Source organism: Runella sp. (genome assembly GCF_965279615.1).
Classification (GTDB): Bacteria; Bacteroidota; Bacteroidia; order Cytophagales; family Spirosomataceae; genus Runella.
The window spans coordinates 1,273,438-1,292,135 of record NZ_OZ257252.1; the positions used below are offsets into that span (position 1 = coordinate 1,273,438).

Here is an 18,698-nt window from a genome sequence, read left to right on the forward strand (position 1 = left end):
GTAGTTTTTCTCATTGTGGAAGTTAGTTTGGATAAAATGATTGATGAAAGTACTTTCATCAATCCATACGTACAGTTCATCAATAACGTGGCGTCGATCATCCTGTTTTTATCCATTATACGTGTTTCTCTTTTTCAACCGTCGAGTATTATTGAAACCCTCAGCACTTATAAAAGCATCTATCAGGTTCTTTATATATCTAACGCTATGCGAAAATTTCTTTTTCTCTGTCTCTTATATACTCAACTGACATTGGCACAGAACACCAACGAAATTCGCCTAATCATCCGCTCCGACGATATTGGCTTTTGCCACACCGCCAACGAGGCCTGCATGAAAGTCTATACCGATGGTATCAGCAAATCAGTGGAAATTTTGGCTACCGCGCCGTGGTTCATGGAAGCCGTGCAACTATTGAAAACCCAACCCAAGTACGATGTCGGTGTTCACCTTTGTTTGACAAGCGAATGGGAAAACCTCAAATGGCGTCCTCTGACCTCCGCTCCTACCCTCACCAACTTGGATGGGTATTTCCCGCAGTTTATTTGGGAAAATAAGAAATTGAAGAACAGTGCCTACTTACTCCAAAAAACCATCAACATCGCCGAAGTGGAACGCGAGTTTCGGGCACAGATCGAATTGGTGAAAAAGTATCTGCCTTGGGCAAGTCATCTTTCATCACACATGGGTTGTACCGACGCCAACGCGGAAGTGAAAGCGTTGGTGGCCAGACTTGCAGCCGAATACAAATTGCCCATTCAAATGCCACAGGGAATTTCTTATGTCAAAGGTTTTGGCGGAGCTACAAAATCGCCCGAACAAAAAGAGCAGGATCTGGTGACTATTTTGAAAAACCTTACGCCCGGCACTCACTTTTTGATCGAGCATCCGGGCTACGACAGTGGCGACATGAAAGGCGTGGGGCACGAAGGATACGAAAATGTTGCCTACGACCGGGAAGGTGTTACGCGGGCATTTACGAGCGCAGCCGTCAAAAAAGTGATTGCCGAGCGCAATATAAAGCTCATCAGTATCAAGGAGGCGCTTGAATGAAAGAATGTTGTTTTTGCCAAGCTTACATCCTTTTCAATCTCATCAATAAAGAGTCATTTCGGTACATTCCCTGAACGATCAATGTGCTGTCTTTCAGTCGGTAATTCCACTTTAGAGAATCCGGCTTACTGCCATCTTTTTTGAAAAGACTCAATGTTATCTCTTTTTTCTTTTCGTCAACATTGTACTGTCCGCGCAAGTCTTTTTTAGCGTCAAATTTATCGGCGTCGTGCTTCAATAAACAACCGTATCGCCACTCAAAATAAATTTTAGACCAGAGCGAATCTTGCTTAGCGGCGGCGGGGTTCATCGTTTGATTGTTCTTTTTGATTTCTTCCACTTTCCAAACACCATTAATGGCTGTGGGCTCCTGAAGACCGCTTCTAAGCGAGTAAATGTGAAAAAATGCGCCACTGATCACAATCACCCGCAACAGCATTAAGCCGGCGCTTTTCCAATTGATACTCAACGTATCCCGATACGAAAAGAACGTTTCTTTTAATTTTTCATAATCCAACATCAGTAGAAAAATCAACAAAAAAGTATAATGCAGCGCGTTAAAATAAGCCAATGGAGATATGTTGTAAAAGTGATCGATCAGATCAATATTGACCATAACGGGCAGGAGAATAAACGTTGCCAGTAAACGGGTTTTACGAAAAACCAATAGAATGCTTCCAATGACCTGCAATGAACCGAGCAGCATTGCGAAAGGTTCGGAATAGCCGAAATAGGTCCACGTCAACCAAAAACCATCCAATTCGCCGATGGGCGTGTCGAGGATGTATTTGGGGGCCTGAAATTGGGTCTTCAATAATTTAGCCGCTCCATATGTGGTGATCATATGGGCAGTATACAGTGCAATAATTGCCTGAATCCAATAATGAATCTCTGTATTTTTGACAAATTTATACCATAGGTAGCCCAATAGCGCGCTCAAAATCAACATTCCTCCGCCTACGGCCAGTATCAATTGAACATCATTTGCTACTGTCCATTGCAGTTTGGACAAGCTTTCTGAATACTGCATCAGTCCAATGAGAACCAATAGCATACAAAACACTTCAACAGCTTTGAACCAATAGGAATTATTGATCTTCATAAAGTAGCATTTTGGCGATAAAAAAAGGGAGTTTCTTTGTAAAATTCTATAGTAGGCAGCTAAATGATAAGCCAATACAATTATAATCAGGACAGCGGCTTTATCCAAAACGTTTCCTGAAAACTTAGACATCATTTTTCAACCTATAAAACAGAACTTTCTAGATTTTGACCTTTAATTCATCCAGATTAATAGCAAAATGGATTTTCTCAAAGTCGCTCCGTGTAGAAAACCGTGACTCTCCGGGCGGAATTAAGTGTATTATGGTGAGATTTTCTACTTTGATGGCGCTGATCACCACTTCAAAAAACAGAATACAACCCGGATTTCCGGGAGTACATTGCATTTCGACACGACCATCTGCCTCCAACGTAACGCCAATATTCAGAGCGACAGTCCCCCAATTACCTCCTTCTGAAGCATTTGAATACAAATTTCCACCACACTTGTCTTCGGTAGTACCGCAGACCAAGGTACACCCAAAAGGTTGATTAAAATCAATCGTTCCGTTCAATTTCATGGCCGCCGCATTAGCTTTGCCAAAAATAAGGTATTTACCGGCAGGAAGATTCAGGGCCGCGACTACCTGCTTGGATGTCGTGATTTTCTGCAACTCACTAATTTGAATTAAATACGCATCTGACATAGTTGTAATCGTTTAAGGTAAATTTTATGTATTTAAAACTACTTTACTCTCCCACCGTGCATTGATCCACTTTCGTGCGGGGACTTCCACGAAACGGTAAGTCAGAAATGAGACAAGCAGGGTAAAGGCAATAAAAGCCAGACAGATAAGCCAACCCGTGAGCGTATCCATTGGAGGCGGTGGCGGGCCGGCGGGCGCCTTTGGATTCGGCGGATTGAGGTAGGTCATAATGGTGGCAATGGTGTACATTAGTGGTTGGTGAACTAAGTAAATCGAAAACGACCAATCACCGATTCTCTGCAAAGGTGCCGTTCCAAAAAACGCATCCGTGCGCTGACTGCCATACGCCGCCGAAAGTAAAATGAGCGGAAAGAAAGCTACGGTAACTACATCCGGTACGGCAAAATGCAAACACAGCCCCAAGCCCAATGTGAACAGAACCAACACATATCCATTGGCAAACAACCGTTTAGCTGCCCCTTCAACATAATATTGGTACACCATCATGCCTAACACAAAACCAAACAGGCACCTCAAAAAACCGTATTGGTAAGATACATTGATGGTCAGATCGGCAGGATTGACCGCGACAAAAGGGATGGAAGCAGGAACAGTAACAATGGGCACAATAACAAACATGATGAACAGATAACCCGCAAAACAAGCCAACACAACCACCGCTCTGCCCAAAGATTTCAACCCCATAAAAGGCTTCACCAAAAACGGGAAAAGCATGTACATCCACCACTCAGTACTGATAGACCAGGAGGCGTTGTTCCACGTAAACCATTCATTGACATTCATACTGTGCAACAGCAGCAAATGACTCGGAATAGCCGCCCAATTATTGCTGACGGTATCCATTGGGTTAGTGTCAACTCCTCCGGCGGCCACAAACCAAAGTTTGAGTCCCACGCAGTAGACCAGCGTCACGAAATGCAAAGGATAGACCCGCGCAAAGCGCGCCACCGTAAACCGCCTGAACTCGCTACTGCTGACTGAATCGGCGAACCATCGTCCATATACGTGAACCATGATGAATCCACTCAGGATGAAAAAAAAGTCCACCATGAGATACATTCGGGTAAACAACAGCGAGTCTTTGAACTTCAGGAGCAAATTTCCACCACCGCCGAGCATCAGATCGACGTGAAACATGACGGTCAATAAGGCTGCAATGCCGCGCAGCGGCGTAAGATTGGAAAGGTAGGGCGTAGAGAGTTTCATGCACTTCTTGGAATATAGGATAGTATGATCAATTCTTTTGATACAGGCAGAGTGCTTTAGGAGTGAGATAAATGCCTCCTGAGGCGTAACTATTGTCTAAGTATTTATTAGCACCTCCCCGGACAATTACGTTTGAGTCGGCCCAAACCCACGAATGCCACCCCCTCAGAATAGATTGGGCAAAGGAGTTTTCCTTCGTCAAAAGCAAAAAAGAAATAAATAAAAAAGCCTTTTTCATCTTTAAGCAGGGAGTTATTTTAAAAAAATACATTGGCAAACCACCCTCCAAACGCCTGCCACCAACCGGACATTTGATAGTTCCAGATAAGATGCAACACAACTAAACAGCCTAAAATGACCCCAAAAGGCTTGATCGATCGGCCCTTGATATAGTCTAAAACGAGGAAGATGGCGGCTATCAATTCGGTAAAATACATGGTATAAATAATGGCAACAGGAAAAGCAAGCCCCCCATAAATAATCATAGCCCTGCCAATACCCGGCCCAATCATCAATAATGAGGTGCCAATCATGTAGCGCATGTGATAATCAGGCCTGTGACGATAGACCATCGCCAACACATAAAACAATCCAAATACCACAATATCAGGAATATCCAACGCCAACCCTCCGATGACAACTTCTTTAGGCATTTGTGAAATAGTTCGGAGGTATTGGGTCTTTGTCACCAGAAAAATGGAATACAAAACCAGCGGTATAAGCACATACGACACTTTGCCGAGTTGGCGATGCCATTCGCGTTTTTGGTATTTGATGAGCAACGGTTGCCCAATGAGCATTCCAAACCACGCCATGAGCATGGCTCCGTGGAAATGATGCACGGTAGTAAGCCCTTCGAAAGTGGGAAATTTGGCAGTATAGGTTTGATGAAAACCCACCAATACGCAAAGCAGAATACCCACGAAAAAGTAACTGATGTTTTTGTAAGATGTTTCCATAAAGAGTAGTAGTTATTGTAAGGGTTTAAAAGCTAGACATAGTCGCAGTAATAATCAAAAATCAGGTCATACTCAATTGGTAAAAACCGACATTTTCAATGATTATCATTAAGAATCAGGCAGGTGAATTGTGTTATTTAGATAATGAATAAACGTTTCAGAGCCATGCCCCAAAGTTCAGCGCTTTCCACGCATAGTTCAATCCCTAATTATAGGTATAGATTCGACTGAAAAACAGGTAGTTTTACGCTAAAAAAGAGTAATAAAAAATCATATTTTTGAGGATATCCTGACTTTACCCAACCAATGAAATATATTTTATTCCTCCTGTGGATTTTCTTCAGCTCATGGGTTTTTGGACAAACCGGCAAACTCCCGGAACTCAATCTTGACCGACGCGCCGATACGCTGTATGTGGACAGTCTCATTCAGGTTGGGTTGAGCAATTGGCATGAAGTATCCCTCCTGAAATCCAATCTCAAGAATGATACCCTCAAGCTAAACGCTCTTGCTTACCTGCCTTTGGTCTACCGTGCCCGCAGCGGAAAAAGAGACAGTGCACTGTTTTATGCCCAAAAATTGATCGCATTGGCACATGAATACAGGCAGCCTCGGGACGAACTGAAAGGATTATATTTGGCGGCTTCTTATTATCAGGTAAATCGACCGAATTTTCCCAAAGCGCTGCAATTCAACCACGAGGCTATTCAATTGATCGAGCAAAATAATTTTTTAAAACCCGAGCGCTGGAAATTCAGACTCAGTTTAGGGGAAATATTGATTGCCCTCGAGCAATATCAGAAAGCATTGAATGAACTTCAATTGGCACGCCTTGAATTGGAAGAACATAGAGCCACCGTTGGGAAAAACTATGTATTTTATCACAGCAATATCTTACAGCAAATAGGCAACTCCTACCGCCGACTTACTGATTTTTCGGAAGCAGAAAGGCATTTATTGGATGCCATAGAAGAAATCAAACCCACCCAAAGTGCTACCAGCCTTTATTATTTATACAGTGATTTGGGAGAATTGTATTCTTACTACCGGCGCTACGAGCAGGCTATCTCGTCGTTCTTAAAAGCGGAAAAGGAAAGCGCCCGCATGAAAAATCGCAACATGACCTTTCATGTTTGGTCCTCGTTGGCCCAAACGTATTGCTTTCTTAAAAACTACGACCAAGCCATTGTTTTTGCCGAAAAGGCCATGGTGAAAGGCACTTTATTGGTCACCGACCGTCAGTGTTACGATGCGCTCTATCAGTCTTACCAAGCCAAAGAACAATGGGACAAGGCGTTTTTTTACTACAAAAAATTTAATAATATCTCCGATACATTATCGTCAAGACGCAAGCACAATGAGTCGATCTTTATGCAAAATCAATTTGAGCTCGACCAACTTGCTTTACATAGCCGGCAAGCGCAGCAGTTGCAGGCTCAGAAACTTGTTGCTTTCCAAAAACAGGTCGAAATCGAAAAACTGAAAGCCAATGCCGAGAAAATCGCCTTTTTAGAAAAAACAGAAAAAGCCGAATTGCAGCGCAGTCTCGAAACGGCAGCCCTCAAAGCGGCCGCCCAACAAGCGCAACAGAAACAGCAGCAGGAAATCAACAAACTAAAAATCAACGAATTAAACCAAAAGGTAACGCTTCAAAATCGTACTCGAAATTTCTTATTGACAGGGCTGGGCCTGTTAAGTTTTTTAGGATTAATTCTCTTCCATTACAACCAACGCCTACGTACGGCCAATATTCAGCTTATCATCAAAAACCGCGAGATCGAAGAGGCTTTTGGAAAAGGGCAATCCACCGAACGAAAGCGCGTTTCGGCCGACCTGCACGACGAGATCGGCTCCGCCCTGAGTACCATTGCCATTTTCAGTGACCTCACCAAACGCAAAGCTCAAAAAACAGCGCCTGAATTGGTGAGCGAATTGGAACGCATCGGCGCCAAATCCCGAGAAATGATCCAGACTATGCGCGACACCATCTGGACCCTCAACGAAGACAATTCGCAGAATCTTTGGGATCGTATGCAACAGTATGGTATTGAAACACTGGCAGTCAAAAACATTGAACTCGACTGGCAAATCCCCACTAATGCGCCCGAAGCACCTTTTACCGCTAAACGCAATTTGTTTTTGGCGTATAAAGAAGCGCTCAATAACATTGTAAAACACGCCGAAGCAACGGTGGTACGAATAAAGTATAACGTTGAGCAAGCCACGTTACAACTGATCATTACCGACAATGGCAAAGGCTTTGACTGCATTGAAGCGCGACAACAGGGTAATGGGTTACGAAATTTTGAAGAACGAATGAAGGAGATCGGCGGAAAAATCAACATTGAAAGCAACGCCGGCAAGGGAACCGTCCTGGCCTTTACCATGCCACTTCATATACCTACTCCGGCACTTTCCTGATTTTTTTCTATTTACCTTAGCAACGCATAAAGAAAAGGCAATAACCTTAGCAATAGCTCAATGAGAAATTTCTTGGTATTTTTATTATTTATGCTTGGTCTTTATGGTAGATCAAACGCTCAGCCTGTTTTTGCCCATCCTCCGCGTATGAGTTTTAATTTGGCATTGCCCCATTTATTTCCTGCCCACCTCCCCACTCCCTATCCCCCCAATTTTGGGCAGTTCACCCCTGCTCATATGCAAGCGTATGACAGTTTATTGCATGCCTACCAACAAACCATTTCAACGCTGCAAAAGGTAAAGCGCAGCCCCCGTCAAGATAGCTTACTGCTTGACTATCTTCATGATATATCTTTGATTCATTTTGCGCTCGCCACGTTAAGGGGCGGCAATGGGTTTGATGAAAAAGCCAAAGAATATTTTAATAAGCAATTGGCAATTGCAAAAAAAGCCAAACATGAACTGTACGAAATCGAAGCATATGATGGGCAGGAAAGCTGTTACCAAAGTCAGGGAGACTTCATCAAAGCGCTGGAAGTAGCCTTGGCAAGAACCCGACGTTGCGACAGAGGCTTCAACATGTCGTGCGATGCCTGCAATATGATTCCTGAGTGCTATCTGTCGGTGGCGCGGTATTATGCTTTTTTAAACGATGAAAAAAGCGCATTAACTTATTACCGAAAAGCCATTCAGGGAAGCGTATCAAGCGCTGAAAAAGAGTATAGCCAAACGCAATTGGCCGGGTTCTATATTTACCGAAAACAACCCGAAAAAGCCTTGGAAGTTATTAATCTTCTGGAGAAAAATCCTGCGCTGCACTTTTATACCTATCCTTTCCTGACCGAAAAGGCCTATGCTTATCTACTGTTGAATCACTATTCCAACGCACTGGATTATGCCAATAAAGCCATCGAAGCCGACAAAAACTATCGAAGAATTCACAAGCAACCTTTTTTGAGTGATGCTTACATCGGCCTGTTTGCCCAAATCTATCTGGGAATGAAGCAACCGGAAAAAGCCTTAAAGTATGCCGTCAGCACCCCTTATATCAGTGACCCGTATGAGTCCGGTTCCAAAATCTTATACCTCATCTATAAAGAAATGGGCGATGTAAAAAAGGCAATGACTCATTTTGAAGAATATATGATGGAAACGGAATACATAACCAACCTTAAAAATCAAAACCAACTGGCCATCCAACAACGCAACTATGAGGTTGAAAAAGTGCAGCTGGTTGCTGACAATCAACGTGTAATTGCCGGCTCGCTGCAAAAAATCAATTATTTTTTATGGGGCATTCTATTATTAACGGCTTTATTTACCGGCATTCTGTCTTTTTTCTACTACCGTATTCGCCAACAGAAAAAACAGATCGGGCTAATGAACGATGAACTCGAAGAGAAAGTTACCCTACGAACCATCGAACTTTCAGCGGCTAATGCTGAACTTCTTCGTAAAAACCGCGAGATCGAAGAGGCCTTTTGGAAAGGTCAATCCACCGAACGAAAGCGCGTTTCGGCCGACCTGCACGACGAGATCGGCTCCGCCCTGAGCACCATCGCCATTTTCAGCGACCTTACCAAACGCAAAGCCCAAAAAACAGCGCCGGAATTGGTGGGTGAATTGGAGCGTATCGGGCTCAAATCCCGAGAAATGATCCAGACCATGCGTGACACTATCCGGGCCCTCAACGAAGACAATCCGCAAAGTATTTGGGATCGTATGCAACAGTACGGCATCGAAACGTTAGCCGCCAAAAACGTTGCCCTAAACTGGCAAATCACTTCTGATACCGCCGCTGAAGTGCCGTTTGCTGCAAAACGCACCCTGTTTTTGGCGTTTAAAGAAGCCCTCAACAACATTATCAAACACGCCGAAGCCACTTCAGTAAGTGTAAAAAATGAAGTGGGAAATGGGCAGTTAACGCTCATTATCACCGACAACGGCAAGGGCTTTGATGTAGGCAACGCCCAAAATCATGGTAATGGATTACGAAATTTTGAAGAACGAATGAAGGAGATCGGCGGAAAAATCAACATTGAAAGCAACGCCGGCAAGGGAACCGTCCTGGCCTTTACAATGCCACTTCATATACCTACTCCCGCATAGAGCAGCGTTGGTTGCCTCTGCCCTTCCGGAGCTCTGCATGGTACCAAGCGCCCGGCTGAGCATTGTCCGTAGATTTTCGTAATTTCATTACGCAGGTATGCGTATTCTCCTTCTTTGATGAAAAAAATTGCTCCAAATCATTCAATAGTAAAATCAGGGACTGCGAATCACAGTCCCGATTTCAAGCGGTATCAACCTATCAGGAAAAAATAACACCTTAAACACTTCTTATTTCTGCGAAGAAATTGAGGCCCCGAAAATTGGCGGCCCGGTAGGGCTTCCTTTGATCCCATACATCATAATGGTGCCTGTAGCTTCAAACATCGTGAGGTTATCAAGCTCGTAATTGATGTTAATTTGATCAGGTGTTGTACCGTTTGAACGTATAAGAATGTGTTTGATCTCGTACAGTGAAGAGTGGGAACCATTGCCTTGTGAAATGTTGTAGGTGGCCGTGATAAATACCGACCCGTACCCTTGTAATGGAGCCGCGTTTAGGTTAAGCGTACCGTAGATACGATCATCGGTAGAGAGTTCAACACCCGCTGAATTGGTATTATCATACAAATTGCCTACTACATTTGCCGTAGAATATTGCGTAAACGACGCCGATCCGCTGCCCGTATCGTTGGCTTGCAATACATAATGAATTATTCCCAACGGCACAATATTCAGTCCTTCGACTTGGTTCGAATAAATCCCTGAATCAGCCTTCATATTACCATTCACATGGAGTTTTTCCGTTGGCGTCACCGTTCCGACCCCCACTTTCCCATCTGTTTTAACGGTCAGTTGCGGCTCTCCTGCGTTGGTATAAAGATGCAATGGATGATCACTTTCGGTTCCCAGCCATCCGGCCGATTCCCGGACATTAGGTTTAACGCCCAAAAAGGTTCCCATCCGAACCGTACCATCGGTATGCGTCAAACCAAGGGAGTTTTCCGGAGTGTGGATGGTTAATTTGGAAAGTGGCTCCTCCAATGAGCCGATGGTTATGGCATTGGTTGCGCTTCCAATATGAATAGAGCCTGTTTGTCCGTTAGCTGCATTTAAATACAGTTTTGAGGCAAAAAGGCCTCCGGCGATGTACGTATCTTCATTGACACCTTCCATAAAACTTGTGTAAAAGTTTGTTCCAAGGAGTTTTGCCGTTCCATACGTGCCTCTGGTAACCGTCAGTCGTGAATCCGAAATTTGTGGGCCGATTGTTACTTTCCCGTCATAAATGGTCATGTCGGGAGAATCTGTGTTATCATTGGTAAAAAGATTAAGGGCATGGTCGCTTTTTGTACCCAACATCACTTTGGCAGTTTCGGGAAAGCCGGCGTATTGCTGGTTGATTCTCAAACCCACCGTTATATCGCTTGTGTTCTCGTTTTCTTTGGCGGTGGTTTCCCATAAATATTCATTGATCCCTCCCTTAATTTGAAAAAGAGTTTGAGGTGTAACAGTCCCAATCCCTACTTTCCCTCTGGGTATCACCAACGAATTTCCCGTACTGCCATTTCTATCAATCATGACGCCGGTGCCGTCGCCGCCATAAAAATTACCGGCATAGCCACCGCTGAAGGTCTCGGCATAAATTCCCGTGCCGCCCTGTACAGATTTAAATTTCCCCGCAACACCTGAACCTGTTATCCCCAAAACCCCGATACCATAAGACCCTTCGAAGGTTGCAGCCGTTGCGGTGGTTGCATTCTGGAAATTACTGAGCGAGAGGGCACTCGTTGTGGCATGATTATAAGTACCCGAAAAAGGCAGATCAAGCGTTCCGGCGATATTTTTCCAAACACCGTTTTGGACAAAGTAAAAATTTTTGATGTCTGTGTCATACACCAAAAGGCCTTCTTCCGGGTTTGTGATGGCATTCCGTTGAGTGGCGCTCATTTTCGGAACCATTACGCCCGCCGTTGTCGATTTGGCATCAATGATCTTTGTTGCACCGGCTTTGGGATCAATCGTCACGGATTGGGCAAATACTGTATTGGTGATAAGGAATGCACTTACTGCTAAAAGGATATTTTTTTTCATGGAAAAGAAATTTAATAGTTTACCGGCAACCGTTTCCGGGCTGTACAATCATACACTTTCAAAATTCGACAGATTATTCTCGCCGCTCAATCCCTAATATTAGGTAGTTATCATACCCGGGAAACCCGTATTTTTGCAACGTCCGAGCCAACTCATTGATACTCTTTTTCAGCACCTTACCACATGATTCGCGTTACGATATTTGAAGATTACCATGACATGCGGGAAATTTTGGCTACGCTGGTCGAAAGCTCCGAAGATTTTATGCTTACGGGCGCGTATCCCAACGCCATTGATGTGCTGAACGTGGTCAGGAAACAGCAGCCCGACGTCGTGCTGATGGATATTCAAATGCCCGGACTGTCGGGTATTGAAGCTACGCGACTCATCAAGAACCGTTATCCGCAGGTGCAGGTATTGGTACAAACCATGTTTGACGACAACGAGCGCGTTTTTGCCGCTTTGTGCATGGGCGCATCGGGATATATCTTAAAAAGTACACCTGCTGACAAGATATTGGAAGCCATTGCGGACACTTACAACGGCGGCTCACCCATGAGCCCGCACATTGCCCGTAAAGTACTGACGATGTTTGCCGAACAACAGGTTAGTTTTTCACCCAAAAATGAATACTACACACTATCGGAACGTGAAAAAGAAATCTTAAGCTACCTTACCAAAGGCATGAGTTACAAGATGATCGCCGATGCTTGCGGCATCAGCTACGGAACGGTGAACTCGCATTTAAAGAAGATCTACGAAAAACTTCATGTTCATTCGGCCACCGAAGCGGTGCAAAAAGCATTGCTGCAAAAAATTGTGTAAATCTAAAGAGTTGTTTATAAAGAGGCTGGGTTTCATGTGGGTAGCGTTGATTAGTGAAATAGTTATTGAATTTGCCGCACCAAATGTACACTGCGCTCCGGAGGGTTTATTGGTATAAAAACGACATTTTTCGACTCATTTGCGATAAAGCATCACTCTCGCTCATTGGCGTAAAATAATATCGGGAGAAAATTGTGAGGTATTCGATTTCGCCCTATTTTGTTGCTTTATCCCTTTTTCATGAAGCCATCCCCAAAAATCTCTTTTTTTATTTCGCTCGCAGGCCTATTGCTGTCCATTGCAGGTTTTTCTCAGGCTCCCGCAAAAAAAATCCCGGCAGTCAGCAATTCCATCTTAACCGCACAGGTAGACAAAATAGCCGATGTCATTACTCCCAAAGTCATTGAATGGCGACGCGACATTCACCAACATCCCGAACTGGGGAATCGTGAATTTAAAACCGCTGAAAAAATTGCGGCTCACCTACGCGCGTTGGGCATTGAAGTGCAGACCCAAGTGGGGAAAACGGGCGTTGTAGGTCTTCTGAAAGGTGCCTCTCCGGGCCCGGTCGTCGCCTTACGCGCCGATATGGATGCATTGCCCATTACCGAACGAGGCAGTTTGTCCTTCAAATCGACGGTTACAACAGAATACAACGGCAAAACAACAGGCGTCATGCACGCTTGCGGTCACGATGCCCACGTTGCCATGCTCATGGGTGCAGCGGAAGCTTTGGTCGCTGTTAAATCGCAACTCAAAGGAACCATCAAGTTTATTTTTCAACCCTGCGAAGAAGGGCCTCCAACGGGCGAGCAGGGCGGAGCACAGTTAATGGTCAAAGAAGGAGTGCTTGACAATCCAAAAGTGGACGTGGTTTTTGGGCAACACATCGCTTCGGGCAGCCAAACGGGTGTCATTACATTTCGTCCCGGTGGTTTTTACGCCGCAAACGACATTTTCAGAATCACCGTCAAAGGAAAACAAAGTCATGGAGCTTCGCCTTGGGCGGGGGTTGATCCGATTGTTACGGGCGCTCAAATTCTCCTTGGTCTTCAAACCATTGTGAGCCGGAATGTACCCATTACCGAAAACGCCGCCGTGGTCACGGTCGGGGCATTCAATGCCGGCAATCGCCAAAACATCATTCCCGAAGAAGCTGTTATGATCGGCACCATTCGCACGTTTGATACCACCATGCGAAACACCATTCACCATCGGGTTCGCGAGATCGCCACGCACATTGCCGCAAGTGCCGGCGCAGTTGCCGAGGTATCCATCAGCGCCGAAGATCCGATGGTTTTCAACAATCATTTCCTCACGTCTCAGATGGTTCCCACGCTCCAAACGTTGGTGGGCATCTCCAATGTGGTGCTCGTTCCTGCGGGTACGGGCGCGGAAGATTTTGCCTACTATGCACAAAAAGTACCGGGATTCTTTTTTCGATTAGGCGCATTGCCCAAAGGCAAAAGGCCGGGCGAAGTATTGCATCATACACCTGACTTTCAACTGGATGAAGCAAGTCTTGGCACAGGCGTCAAAGCATTATGTCACTTGGCATTGGATTACATCGAACACTATCATTCCAACAAATAACTATTTCACATCAATGGATTTTTCCAATTACCAAAAAGGAACCACCTCGGTTTGGGGCGGAGAAACCGAGCTTTTCCCCGACGGGGCCATTACTCCTCCGATTGTCAACAGCGTTACCTACGGCTACAAAGACCTCGACGAATGGCACAACGTGGCCTTGGGTAAAGCCGAAGGGTATATTTACAGTCGTAATACCAATCCGACCGTACACGTACTGGAAGAAAAGATAAAAGCCCTGGAAAATGCCGAAGCCGCCACTGCGTTTGCTACGGGCATGGGCGCGATAAGCAACACACTTTTTGCGTTGCTGACTTCGGGCAAACGGGTGGTATCGCTTAAAGATACGTACGGCGGTACCAGTAAGTTATTTTTGGATTTTTTGCCCAGTTATCAGGTTAACGTAACTCTTTGCGATACCACCGACCACGAACAATTGGAAGCCGAAATTGCCAAAGGCTGCGACGTGGTTTACCTCGAAACACCCACCAATCCAACCCTGAAAGTCGTTGATATTGAACGCCTCGCCAAAGCAGCCCATCAGGTAAATGCAGTGGTGGTGGTGGATAATACTTTTGCCACACCCGTCAATCAAAATCCGCTTAAATTGGGTGCGGACCTGGTGATTCACAGCGCAACCAAATTCCTCTGCGGGCACTCCGACGCCATGGGCGGTGTACTTTGCGGAAGTGCCGAATTGGTTAAAAAAGTATTCCAGTTTCGGGAGATAAACGGAGCCAGTATTCACCCTGAATCAGCCTATTTGATTGCTCGCGGAATGAAAACGCTTGAGTTACGGATTGAGCGTCAAAATGCTTCTGCGTTAAAAATAGCGCAATTTCTAAAAGGGCACGAGAAGGTAAGCGACGTATTTTATCCCGGATTGGAAACCCACCCGGGCTATGCCATTGCCAAGAAACAAATGTCGGGTTTTGGGGGTATTCTCAGTTTTGCGCTAAAGGGTGGTTATGACGATGTTCGGAAATTTTTGCCTCAACTCAAACTGGTTCATTTGGCCGCAAGTTTAGGCTCGGTCAGCAGTATAGCCGGGCCGCCGCGCACTACAAGCCACGTAGAACTTACCGAAGAACAACGCAAACATTTGGGCATTCCCGAAAGCCTGATCCGTTATTCGGTCGGTATCGAAAACGTGGAAGACCTCATCAAAGACCTCGATCAGGCGCTGAGTACGCTGTAACAGTTTTCATTTTATAGTTGAAGACCAGACAGTTTGGCGTCTGACGATTCAAAACCATCAGACGCTAAACCGCCTAATTATCAACATCTTTGATTACCGGCCGGTTATCGTTCAATCGTTTTTCATACTGAATTTTAAACGCGCTCAGGTCGGGAACGGCTTTTCGTTTGCGTTTTAATTCGTGTTGATAAATTGTTTGTCCCAATTGATACAAAAACGGATGCCCGACGCTTTCGTATTCATATTTATTGTCGTTCAATATCCCATCACTGTTGACATACACCGTAGCTGAAAGCATATATTCAACCTTATTTTTAAAATCCGCCACGTACGACGCATCCGTCAGAAAACCATACGCCCAACCTACTTTATTAAAAACCCGCAAATCCTCGGGCAATTGATGATGCGTACTGTCCTGAAAGAAGAATTTTACGTAACTGTCATAGTATTGAGTACCATCGTATTTGGGATAATTGGTCTCTCCGGGAAATTGGGAAAGGTATTGATACAGAAAAGAATAATCTTCGGTCGTTAAGCTAAACCGCTGTTTTGCAGGCACCGACAACGGAAACATCACCGATTGTAACATTGTTTGGAAAGCCTCCAACGGCAGTTTGTTACGGGTCGTAAAATCAATCGGCGCATTGACAAGGCTGTCTTTTCCGGTCATGTACCCCTTCCCCACTTTCGCAATGCGGCTAAAATCAAACGGCGTTTGGTTGTAAGCCGCAGGTTGCGCATACAACAATGTGCCATCTTCTTTGATAAACCGCACGGGATTGGTATGACGATTTTCGTCGGGCGTCATGCGTACGAATCGGTGCGTGATGCGCGTATCGGGATAGCCTTTGGCGTGCAAAACGCGGTTGGTCGTTTCCTGTCCTACAAATTCGTACATGCGACTGTAAGCGTCATTGTCACTGACCAAAAAGGCTTTTTTGATAAAATGTGCAATCGACGGAAATCCGTTTTGGGATGTTTCATCTTTCCATTCCTTGGTTTGCCCGCTGAAAGCCGTATCAAATTGCATCGAAGTAAACTTGTTCACGCCCGATATTTTCAGTTGATTCAGCTTTTCCAACGAGAGTAATGCCAATGGCAATTTGACGATAGAAGCAGGATTGAAATAAAAGGTGCTGTCAATGTTGAAATAGTAATTTTTGAACGACGGGGTATTGTTTTTATCGCGCTCAATTTGCGTATAAATGATCTGAAGTCGGTACTTTTCAGGATGTTGAATCACTTCCTGAAAGATCGGGTGCGCATTTTTAGCAAATAACTGCGTCAAAAAAGCATCCGTTTTAGGCTGGCAATAGGCATTAAAAACCGCAAAAAAGAAGAAGAGAAATGTAATGAAGTGAGTAGAGCGTTTTTGCATTCTTATTTTTTTAATTGATGTTTATTAATTTCAATTGGGCAAGTCGGGTAAAAAGTCTTTCAAAATTTGTTACCACTACCAATGGGCTCAATTCATAATCTTCACGAGCGAAAGGCGTCACAACAAGAACAGGTATATTCCCAAGATCCTGTGAAGCAATGGTAGTACCTTTCGAAATTTTGGGCGCATCGGCATATTTTATTTCTATTCCTACCACCGGACTCATTCCTTTTACCAATAATAAATCCAACTCTGAACCGTCTTGGGTTCTATAAAAATAAGGATGAATATTGGGTTTCAATTGAGCAATAATTTGCTGAATAACAAAGCCTTCCCATGAATTTCCTTTTCCAATATACCCCTCCAGCTCCTCTTCATTTTCAATACTGACAACCGCGTGCAACAGCCCCGTATCTCGAATGTATATTTTGGGCGATTTCACCAACCGTTTAGATATATTTACAAAATAAGGCTGTAAACGCCTTATTAAGAATGAATTTTCAAAATAATCCAAGTAGCGCTTCACGGTATTTACATCAATGCCCAGCGATTTGGAAATATCCGAATAGTTAAGCAGGTTGCCATGCACATGCGCGATCATTCGTAATAAGTTTCGCAACATGATCGGAGAAACGAATAAACCCAACAAAGGCAATTCTCTTTCAAGATAGGTTTGAATAAAATCAATCCTGTTTTCAAAGCTAACCTCTTCACTTTGAGTCATCAACATCGTTGGAAAACCTCCTCTTAGCCATAACTGTTGAAAAGTATACGTCTCTGATACTTCCGTAAAGACCAAGGGATGTACTTCAATATAAGAAATACGCCCGGCCAAAGTCTCTGAACTTTTAGCCAATAATTCGGGAGAAGCTGACCCCAAAAGCATAAATCGGGTATTGCTTCTTTTTCGATCAATCACCGAACGTAATACCGGAAACAGTTCGGGCATTCGTTGGACTTCATCAATAATCACTAATTTATCTTCTCTTTGCAGCAGGTATCCTTCCAGGTTTGTTAATTTATTAACATCTTCCTGCGATTCCAGATCAAGGTAAATGCTGTCTTTCTTTATCTCCTTTTGCAGTTGTTTGGCCAAAGTTGTTTTTCCAACTTGTCTTGGGCCTAATAAAGCTACCGCCGGTAAATTCTCAATTCTTTCTAAAACCCGATTGGTAATAAATCGTTTGAATTCCATTTTTGTAAATTATTCCTGCAAATTTAGAATTTAATTCCAAAATTGCAGGAATAATTTATTTAAAACACCTGAGATTTCACGCTCATTTCAGGTAAAAATCACTTCAAAAACCACCCTTGACTGATAGCCTTTGCGGTGAGTTCGGCCATGTTGCTTACCTGACATTTATGAAACATATTGGTGCGGTGATGTTTTACTGTATTCTCACTGATATTGAGTTGGGCAGCAATCATTTTGATACTCTTTCCCTGTGCCATCAGCTCCAGTACTCGTTTTTCAGCGGGTGTAACGGGCAATTTTTCAGGATTTCGGGTAACACCCGGCAACACCGGGATATTTTTCATTTGGGTAGCATCGGAAGTATCTAAAATAAAAAAACGCAGCTGAATAATTGGGTCCAAATGGGTAATATCTGTGATCAGATCGAACTGGTAAACCCCGTTTCCCTGCTTATCCGTAAAAATGGTTGAACTTTGTTGCAGCGCGTGAAAAGTACTCCCGTCTTTGCGTCTGAATTCATAGGTGTACGATGATTTTATATGCAGTCGATTCTCCAACGGTTGCGCATAATAATAGCCCCAAAAGTAACCGGCCGCCTGTACGATTCCTTCTAAGTGTTGCTCATTGGTAAATCGTGCCGCATTGATAAACGATTTGTTCACCAACTCCTCATGTGTATAGCCCGTCATTTGTTCCAAAGCGCCGCCGATCTTTAGAAATTTTGCTTCCCGCATGTCAGAGAGAAACCAGCAATAAGGCCCTACGGCGTATATTTTTTCAATAACTTCTCCAAACGAAAACTGATTGATGTAGGCATCCAGATCGGGGTCACGCGGGAGCCGGTCGTAATAATTTTTGAGTTGCCTGTAGGCATTTATGATCTGATTTCGAATGGGCGAGTTTTTCATATATAACAACGAGATGGGATAAATTCAAGCACACAAGGATGTTATTTCCTCTGCCG

At 44.2% G+C, this 18,698-nt stretch carries 15 protein-coding genes; 6 read left to right on the plus strand and 9 right to left on the minus strand.

Going from position 1 to position 18,698, the window contains the following annotated elements:
* The first annotated feature begins 36 nt into the window (after positions 1-36).
* Positions 37-1,053 carry a ChbG/HpnK family deacetylase gene (locus ACQY73_RS05710; protein ID WP_428662696.1) on the plus strand — a complete coding sequence of 339 codons (1,017 nt, stop codon included), beginning with the start codon at positions 37-39 and terminating at the stop codon, positions 1,051-1,053.
* A gap of 22 nt (positions 1,054-1,075) precedes the next feature.
* On the opposite strand, the gene ACQY73_RS05715 is transcribed toward ACQY73_RS05710, so the two are convergent.
* The 5 genes from ACQY73_RS05715 to ACQY73_RS05735 form a co-directional block, all read right to left on the minus strand.
* Positions 1,076-2,155, minus strand: coding sequence for a hypothetical protein (locus ACQY73_RS05715; protein ID WP_428662699.1), 1,080 nt, complete (start codon positions 2,153-2,155; stop codon positions 1,076-1,078).
* A 160-nt stretch (positions 2,156-2,315) separates the two neighbouring features.
* On the minus strand, positions 2,316-2,801 hold the full coding sequence (locus ACQY73_RS05720; RefSeq protein WP_428662701.1) for a hypothetical protein: 486 nt from the start codon (positions 2,799-2,801) through the stop codon (positions 2,316-2,318).
* 24 nt (positions 2,802-2,825) lie between these two features.
* Complete coding sequence (locus ACQY73_RS05725) at positions 2,826-4,028, minus strand: acyltransferase family protein (RefSeq protein ID WP_428662703.1); 1,203 nt, start codon at positions 4,026-4,028, stop codon at positions 2,826-2,828.
* A gap of 28 nt (positions 4,029-4,056) precedes the next feature.
* On the minus strand, positions 4,057-4,266 hold the full coding sequence (locus tag ACQY73_RS05730; RefSeq protein ID WP_428662705.1) for a hypothetical protein: 210 nt from the start codon (positions 4,264-4,266) through the stop codon (positions 4,057-4,059).
* Between the two features lie 19 nt (positions 4,267-4,285).
* Positions 4,286-4,987, minus strand: a complete 702-nt coding sequence (locus ACQY73_RS05735) for a hypothetical protein (RefSeq protein WP_428662708.1) — start codon at positions 4,985-4,987, stop codon at positions 4,286-4,288.
* A gap of 306 nt (positions 4,988-5,293) precedes the next feature.
* Between ACQY73_RS05735 and ACQY73_RS05740 the strand changes: the two genes are divergently transcribed.
* Together ACQY73_RS05740 and ACQY73_RS05745 are read left to right on the plus strand one after the other, a co-directional pair.
* Positions 5,294-7,408 (plus strand): tetratricopeptide repeat-containing sensor histidine kinase, encoded by a 2,115-nt coding sequence (locus ACQY73_RS05740; protein WP_428662710.1) that lies wholly within the window; start codon positions 5,294-5,296, stop codon positions 7,406-7,408.
* A gap of 60 nt (positions 7,409-7,468) precedes the next feature.
* Positions 7,469-9,517 carry a tetratricopeptide repeat-containing sensor histidine kinase gene (locus tag ACQY73_RS05745; protein ID WP_428662713.1) on the plus strand — a complete coding sequence of 683 codons (2,049 nt, stop codon included), beginning with the start codon at positions 7,469-7,471 and terminating at the stop codon, positions 9,515-9,517.
* 228 nt (positions 9,518-9,745) lie between these two features.
* Here the strand turns inward: ACQY73_RS05745 and ACQY73_RS05750 are convergent, their stop codons facing one another.
* The gene (locus ACQY73_RS05750; RefSeq protein WP_428662716.1) at positions 9,746-11,548 is read right to left on the minus strand and encodes a hypothetical protein; all 1,803 of its coding nucleotides are present in this window, start codon (positions 11,546-11,548) and stop codon (positions 9,746-9,748) included.
* Positions 11,549-11,731: 183 nt separating this feature from the next.
* On the opposite strand from ACQY73_RS05750, the gene ACQY73_RS05755 reads away from it, so the two are divergent.
* From ACQY73_RS05755 to ACQY73_RS05765, 3 genes are all read left to right on the plus strand, one after another.
* Complete coding sequence (locus ACQY73_RS05755; RefSeq protein ID WP_428662719.1) at positions 11,732-12,373, plus strand: response regulator transcription factor; 642 nt, start codon at positions 11,732-11,734, stop codon at positions 12,371-12,373.
* A 240-nt stretch (positions 12,374-12,613) separates the two neighbouring features.
* Positions 12,614-13,966: an amidohydrolase gene (locus tag ACQY73_RS05760; RefSeq protein ID WP_428662721.1), complete on the plus strand. Its 1,353-nt coding sequence runs from the start codon at positions 12,614-12,616 to the stop codon at positions 13,964-13,966.
* 13 nt (positions 13,967-13,979) lie between these two features.
* Positions 13,980-15,161: a cystathionine gamma-synthase family protein gene (locus tag ACQY73_RS05765; RefSeq protein WP_428662723.1), complete on the plus strand. Its 1,182-nt coding sequence runs from the start codon at positions 13,980-13,982 to the stop codon at positions 15,159-15,161.
* A 73-nt stretch (positions 15,162-15,234) separates the two neighbouring features.
* On the opposite strand, the gene ACQY73_RS05770 is transcribed toward ACQY73_RS05765, so the two are convergent.
* The 3 genes from ACQY73_RS05770 to ACQY73_RS05780 form a co-directional block, all read right to left on the minus strand.
* Entirely contained in the window at positions 15,235-16,539 is a 1,305-nt protein-coding gene (locus ACQY73_RS05770; protein WP_428662726.1) for a serine hydrolase, read from the minus strand.
* A 10-nt stretch (positions 16,540-16,549) separates the two neighbouring features.
* Complete coding sequence (locus tag ACQY73_RS05775) at positions 16,550-17,734, minus strand: ATP-binding protein (protein ID WP_428662728.1); 1,185 nt, start codon at positions 17,732-17,734, stop codon at positions 16,550-16,552.
* 98 nt (positions 17,735-17,832) lie between these two features.
* Positions 17,833-18,642, minus strand: coding sequence for a LuxR C-terminal-related transcriptional regulator (locus ACQY73_RS05780; protein WP_428662730.1), 810 nt, complete (start codon positions 18,640-18,642; stop codon positions 17,833-17,835).
* Positions 18,643-18,698: the final 56 nt, after the last annotated feature.

Bases quoted from the DNA above. Each gene is read 5' to 3' on its own strand.
- ACQY73_RS05750 (WP_428662716.1), bottom strand. From the start codon at position 11,548: ATGAAAAAAAATATCCTTTTAGCAGTAAGTGCATTCCTTATCACCAAT.
- ACQY73_RS05780 (WP_428662730.1), bottom strand. From the start codon at position 18,642: ATGAAAAACTCGCCCATTCGAAATCAGATCATAAATGCCTACAGGCAA.
- ACQY73_RS05715 (WP_428662699.1), bottom strand. From the start codon at position 2,155: ATGAAGATCAATAATTCCTATTGGTTCAAAGCTGTTGAAGTGTTTTGT.
- ACQY73_RS05775 (WP_428662728.1), bottom strand. From the start codon at position 17,734: ATGGAATTCAAACGATTTATTACCAATCGGGTTTTAGAAAGAATTGAG.
- ACQY73_RS05770 (WP_428662726.1), bottom strand. From the start codon at position 16,539: ATGCAAAAACGCTCTACTCACTTCATTACATTTCTCTTCTTCTTTTTT.
- ACQY73_RS05760 (WP_428662721.1), top strand. From the start codon at position 12,614: ATGAAGCCATCCCCAAAAATCTCTTTTTTTATTTCGCTCGCAGGCCTA.
- ACQY73_RS05745 (WP_428662713.1), top strand. From the start codon at position 7,469: ATGAGAAATTTCTTGGTATTTTTATTATTTATGCTTGGTCTTTATGGT.
- ACQY73_RS05740 (WP_428662710.1), top strand. From the start codon at position 5,294: ATGAAATATATTTTATTCCTCCTGTGGATTTTCTTCAGCTCATGGGTT.
- ACQY73_RS05725 (WP_428662703.1), bottom strand. From the start codon at position 4,028: ATGAAACTCTCTACGCCCTACCTTTCCAATCTTACGCCGCTGCGCGGC.
- ACQY73_RS05755 (WP_428662719.1), top strand. From the start codon at position 11,732: ATGATTCGCGTTACGATATTTGAAGATTACCATGACATGCGGGAAATT.
- ACQY73_RS05730 (WP_428662705.1), bottom strand. From the start codon at position 4,266: ATGAAAAAGGCTTTTTTATTTATTTCTTTTTTGCTTTTGACGAAGGAA.
- ACQY73_RS05720 (WP_428662701.1), bottom strand. From the start codon at position 2,801: ATGTCAGATGCGTATTTAATTCAAATTAGTGAGTTGCAGAAAATCACG.
- ACQY73_RS05710 (WP_428662696.1), top strand. From the start codon at position 37: ATGATTGATGAAAGTACTTTCATCAATCCATACGTACAGTTCATCAAT.
- ACQY73_RS05735 (WP_428662708.1), bottom strand. From the start codon at position 4,987: ATGGAAACATCTTACAAAAACATCAGTTACTTTTTCGTGGGTATTCTG.
- ACQY73_RS05765 (WP_428662723.1), top strand. From the start codon at position 13,980: ATGGATTTTTCCAATTACCAAAAAGGAACCACCTCGGTTTGGGGCGGA.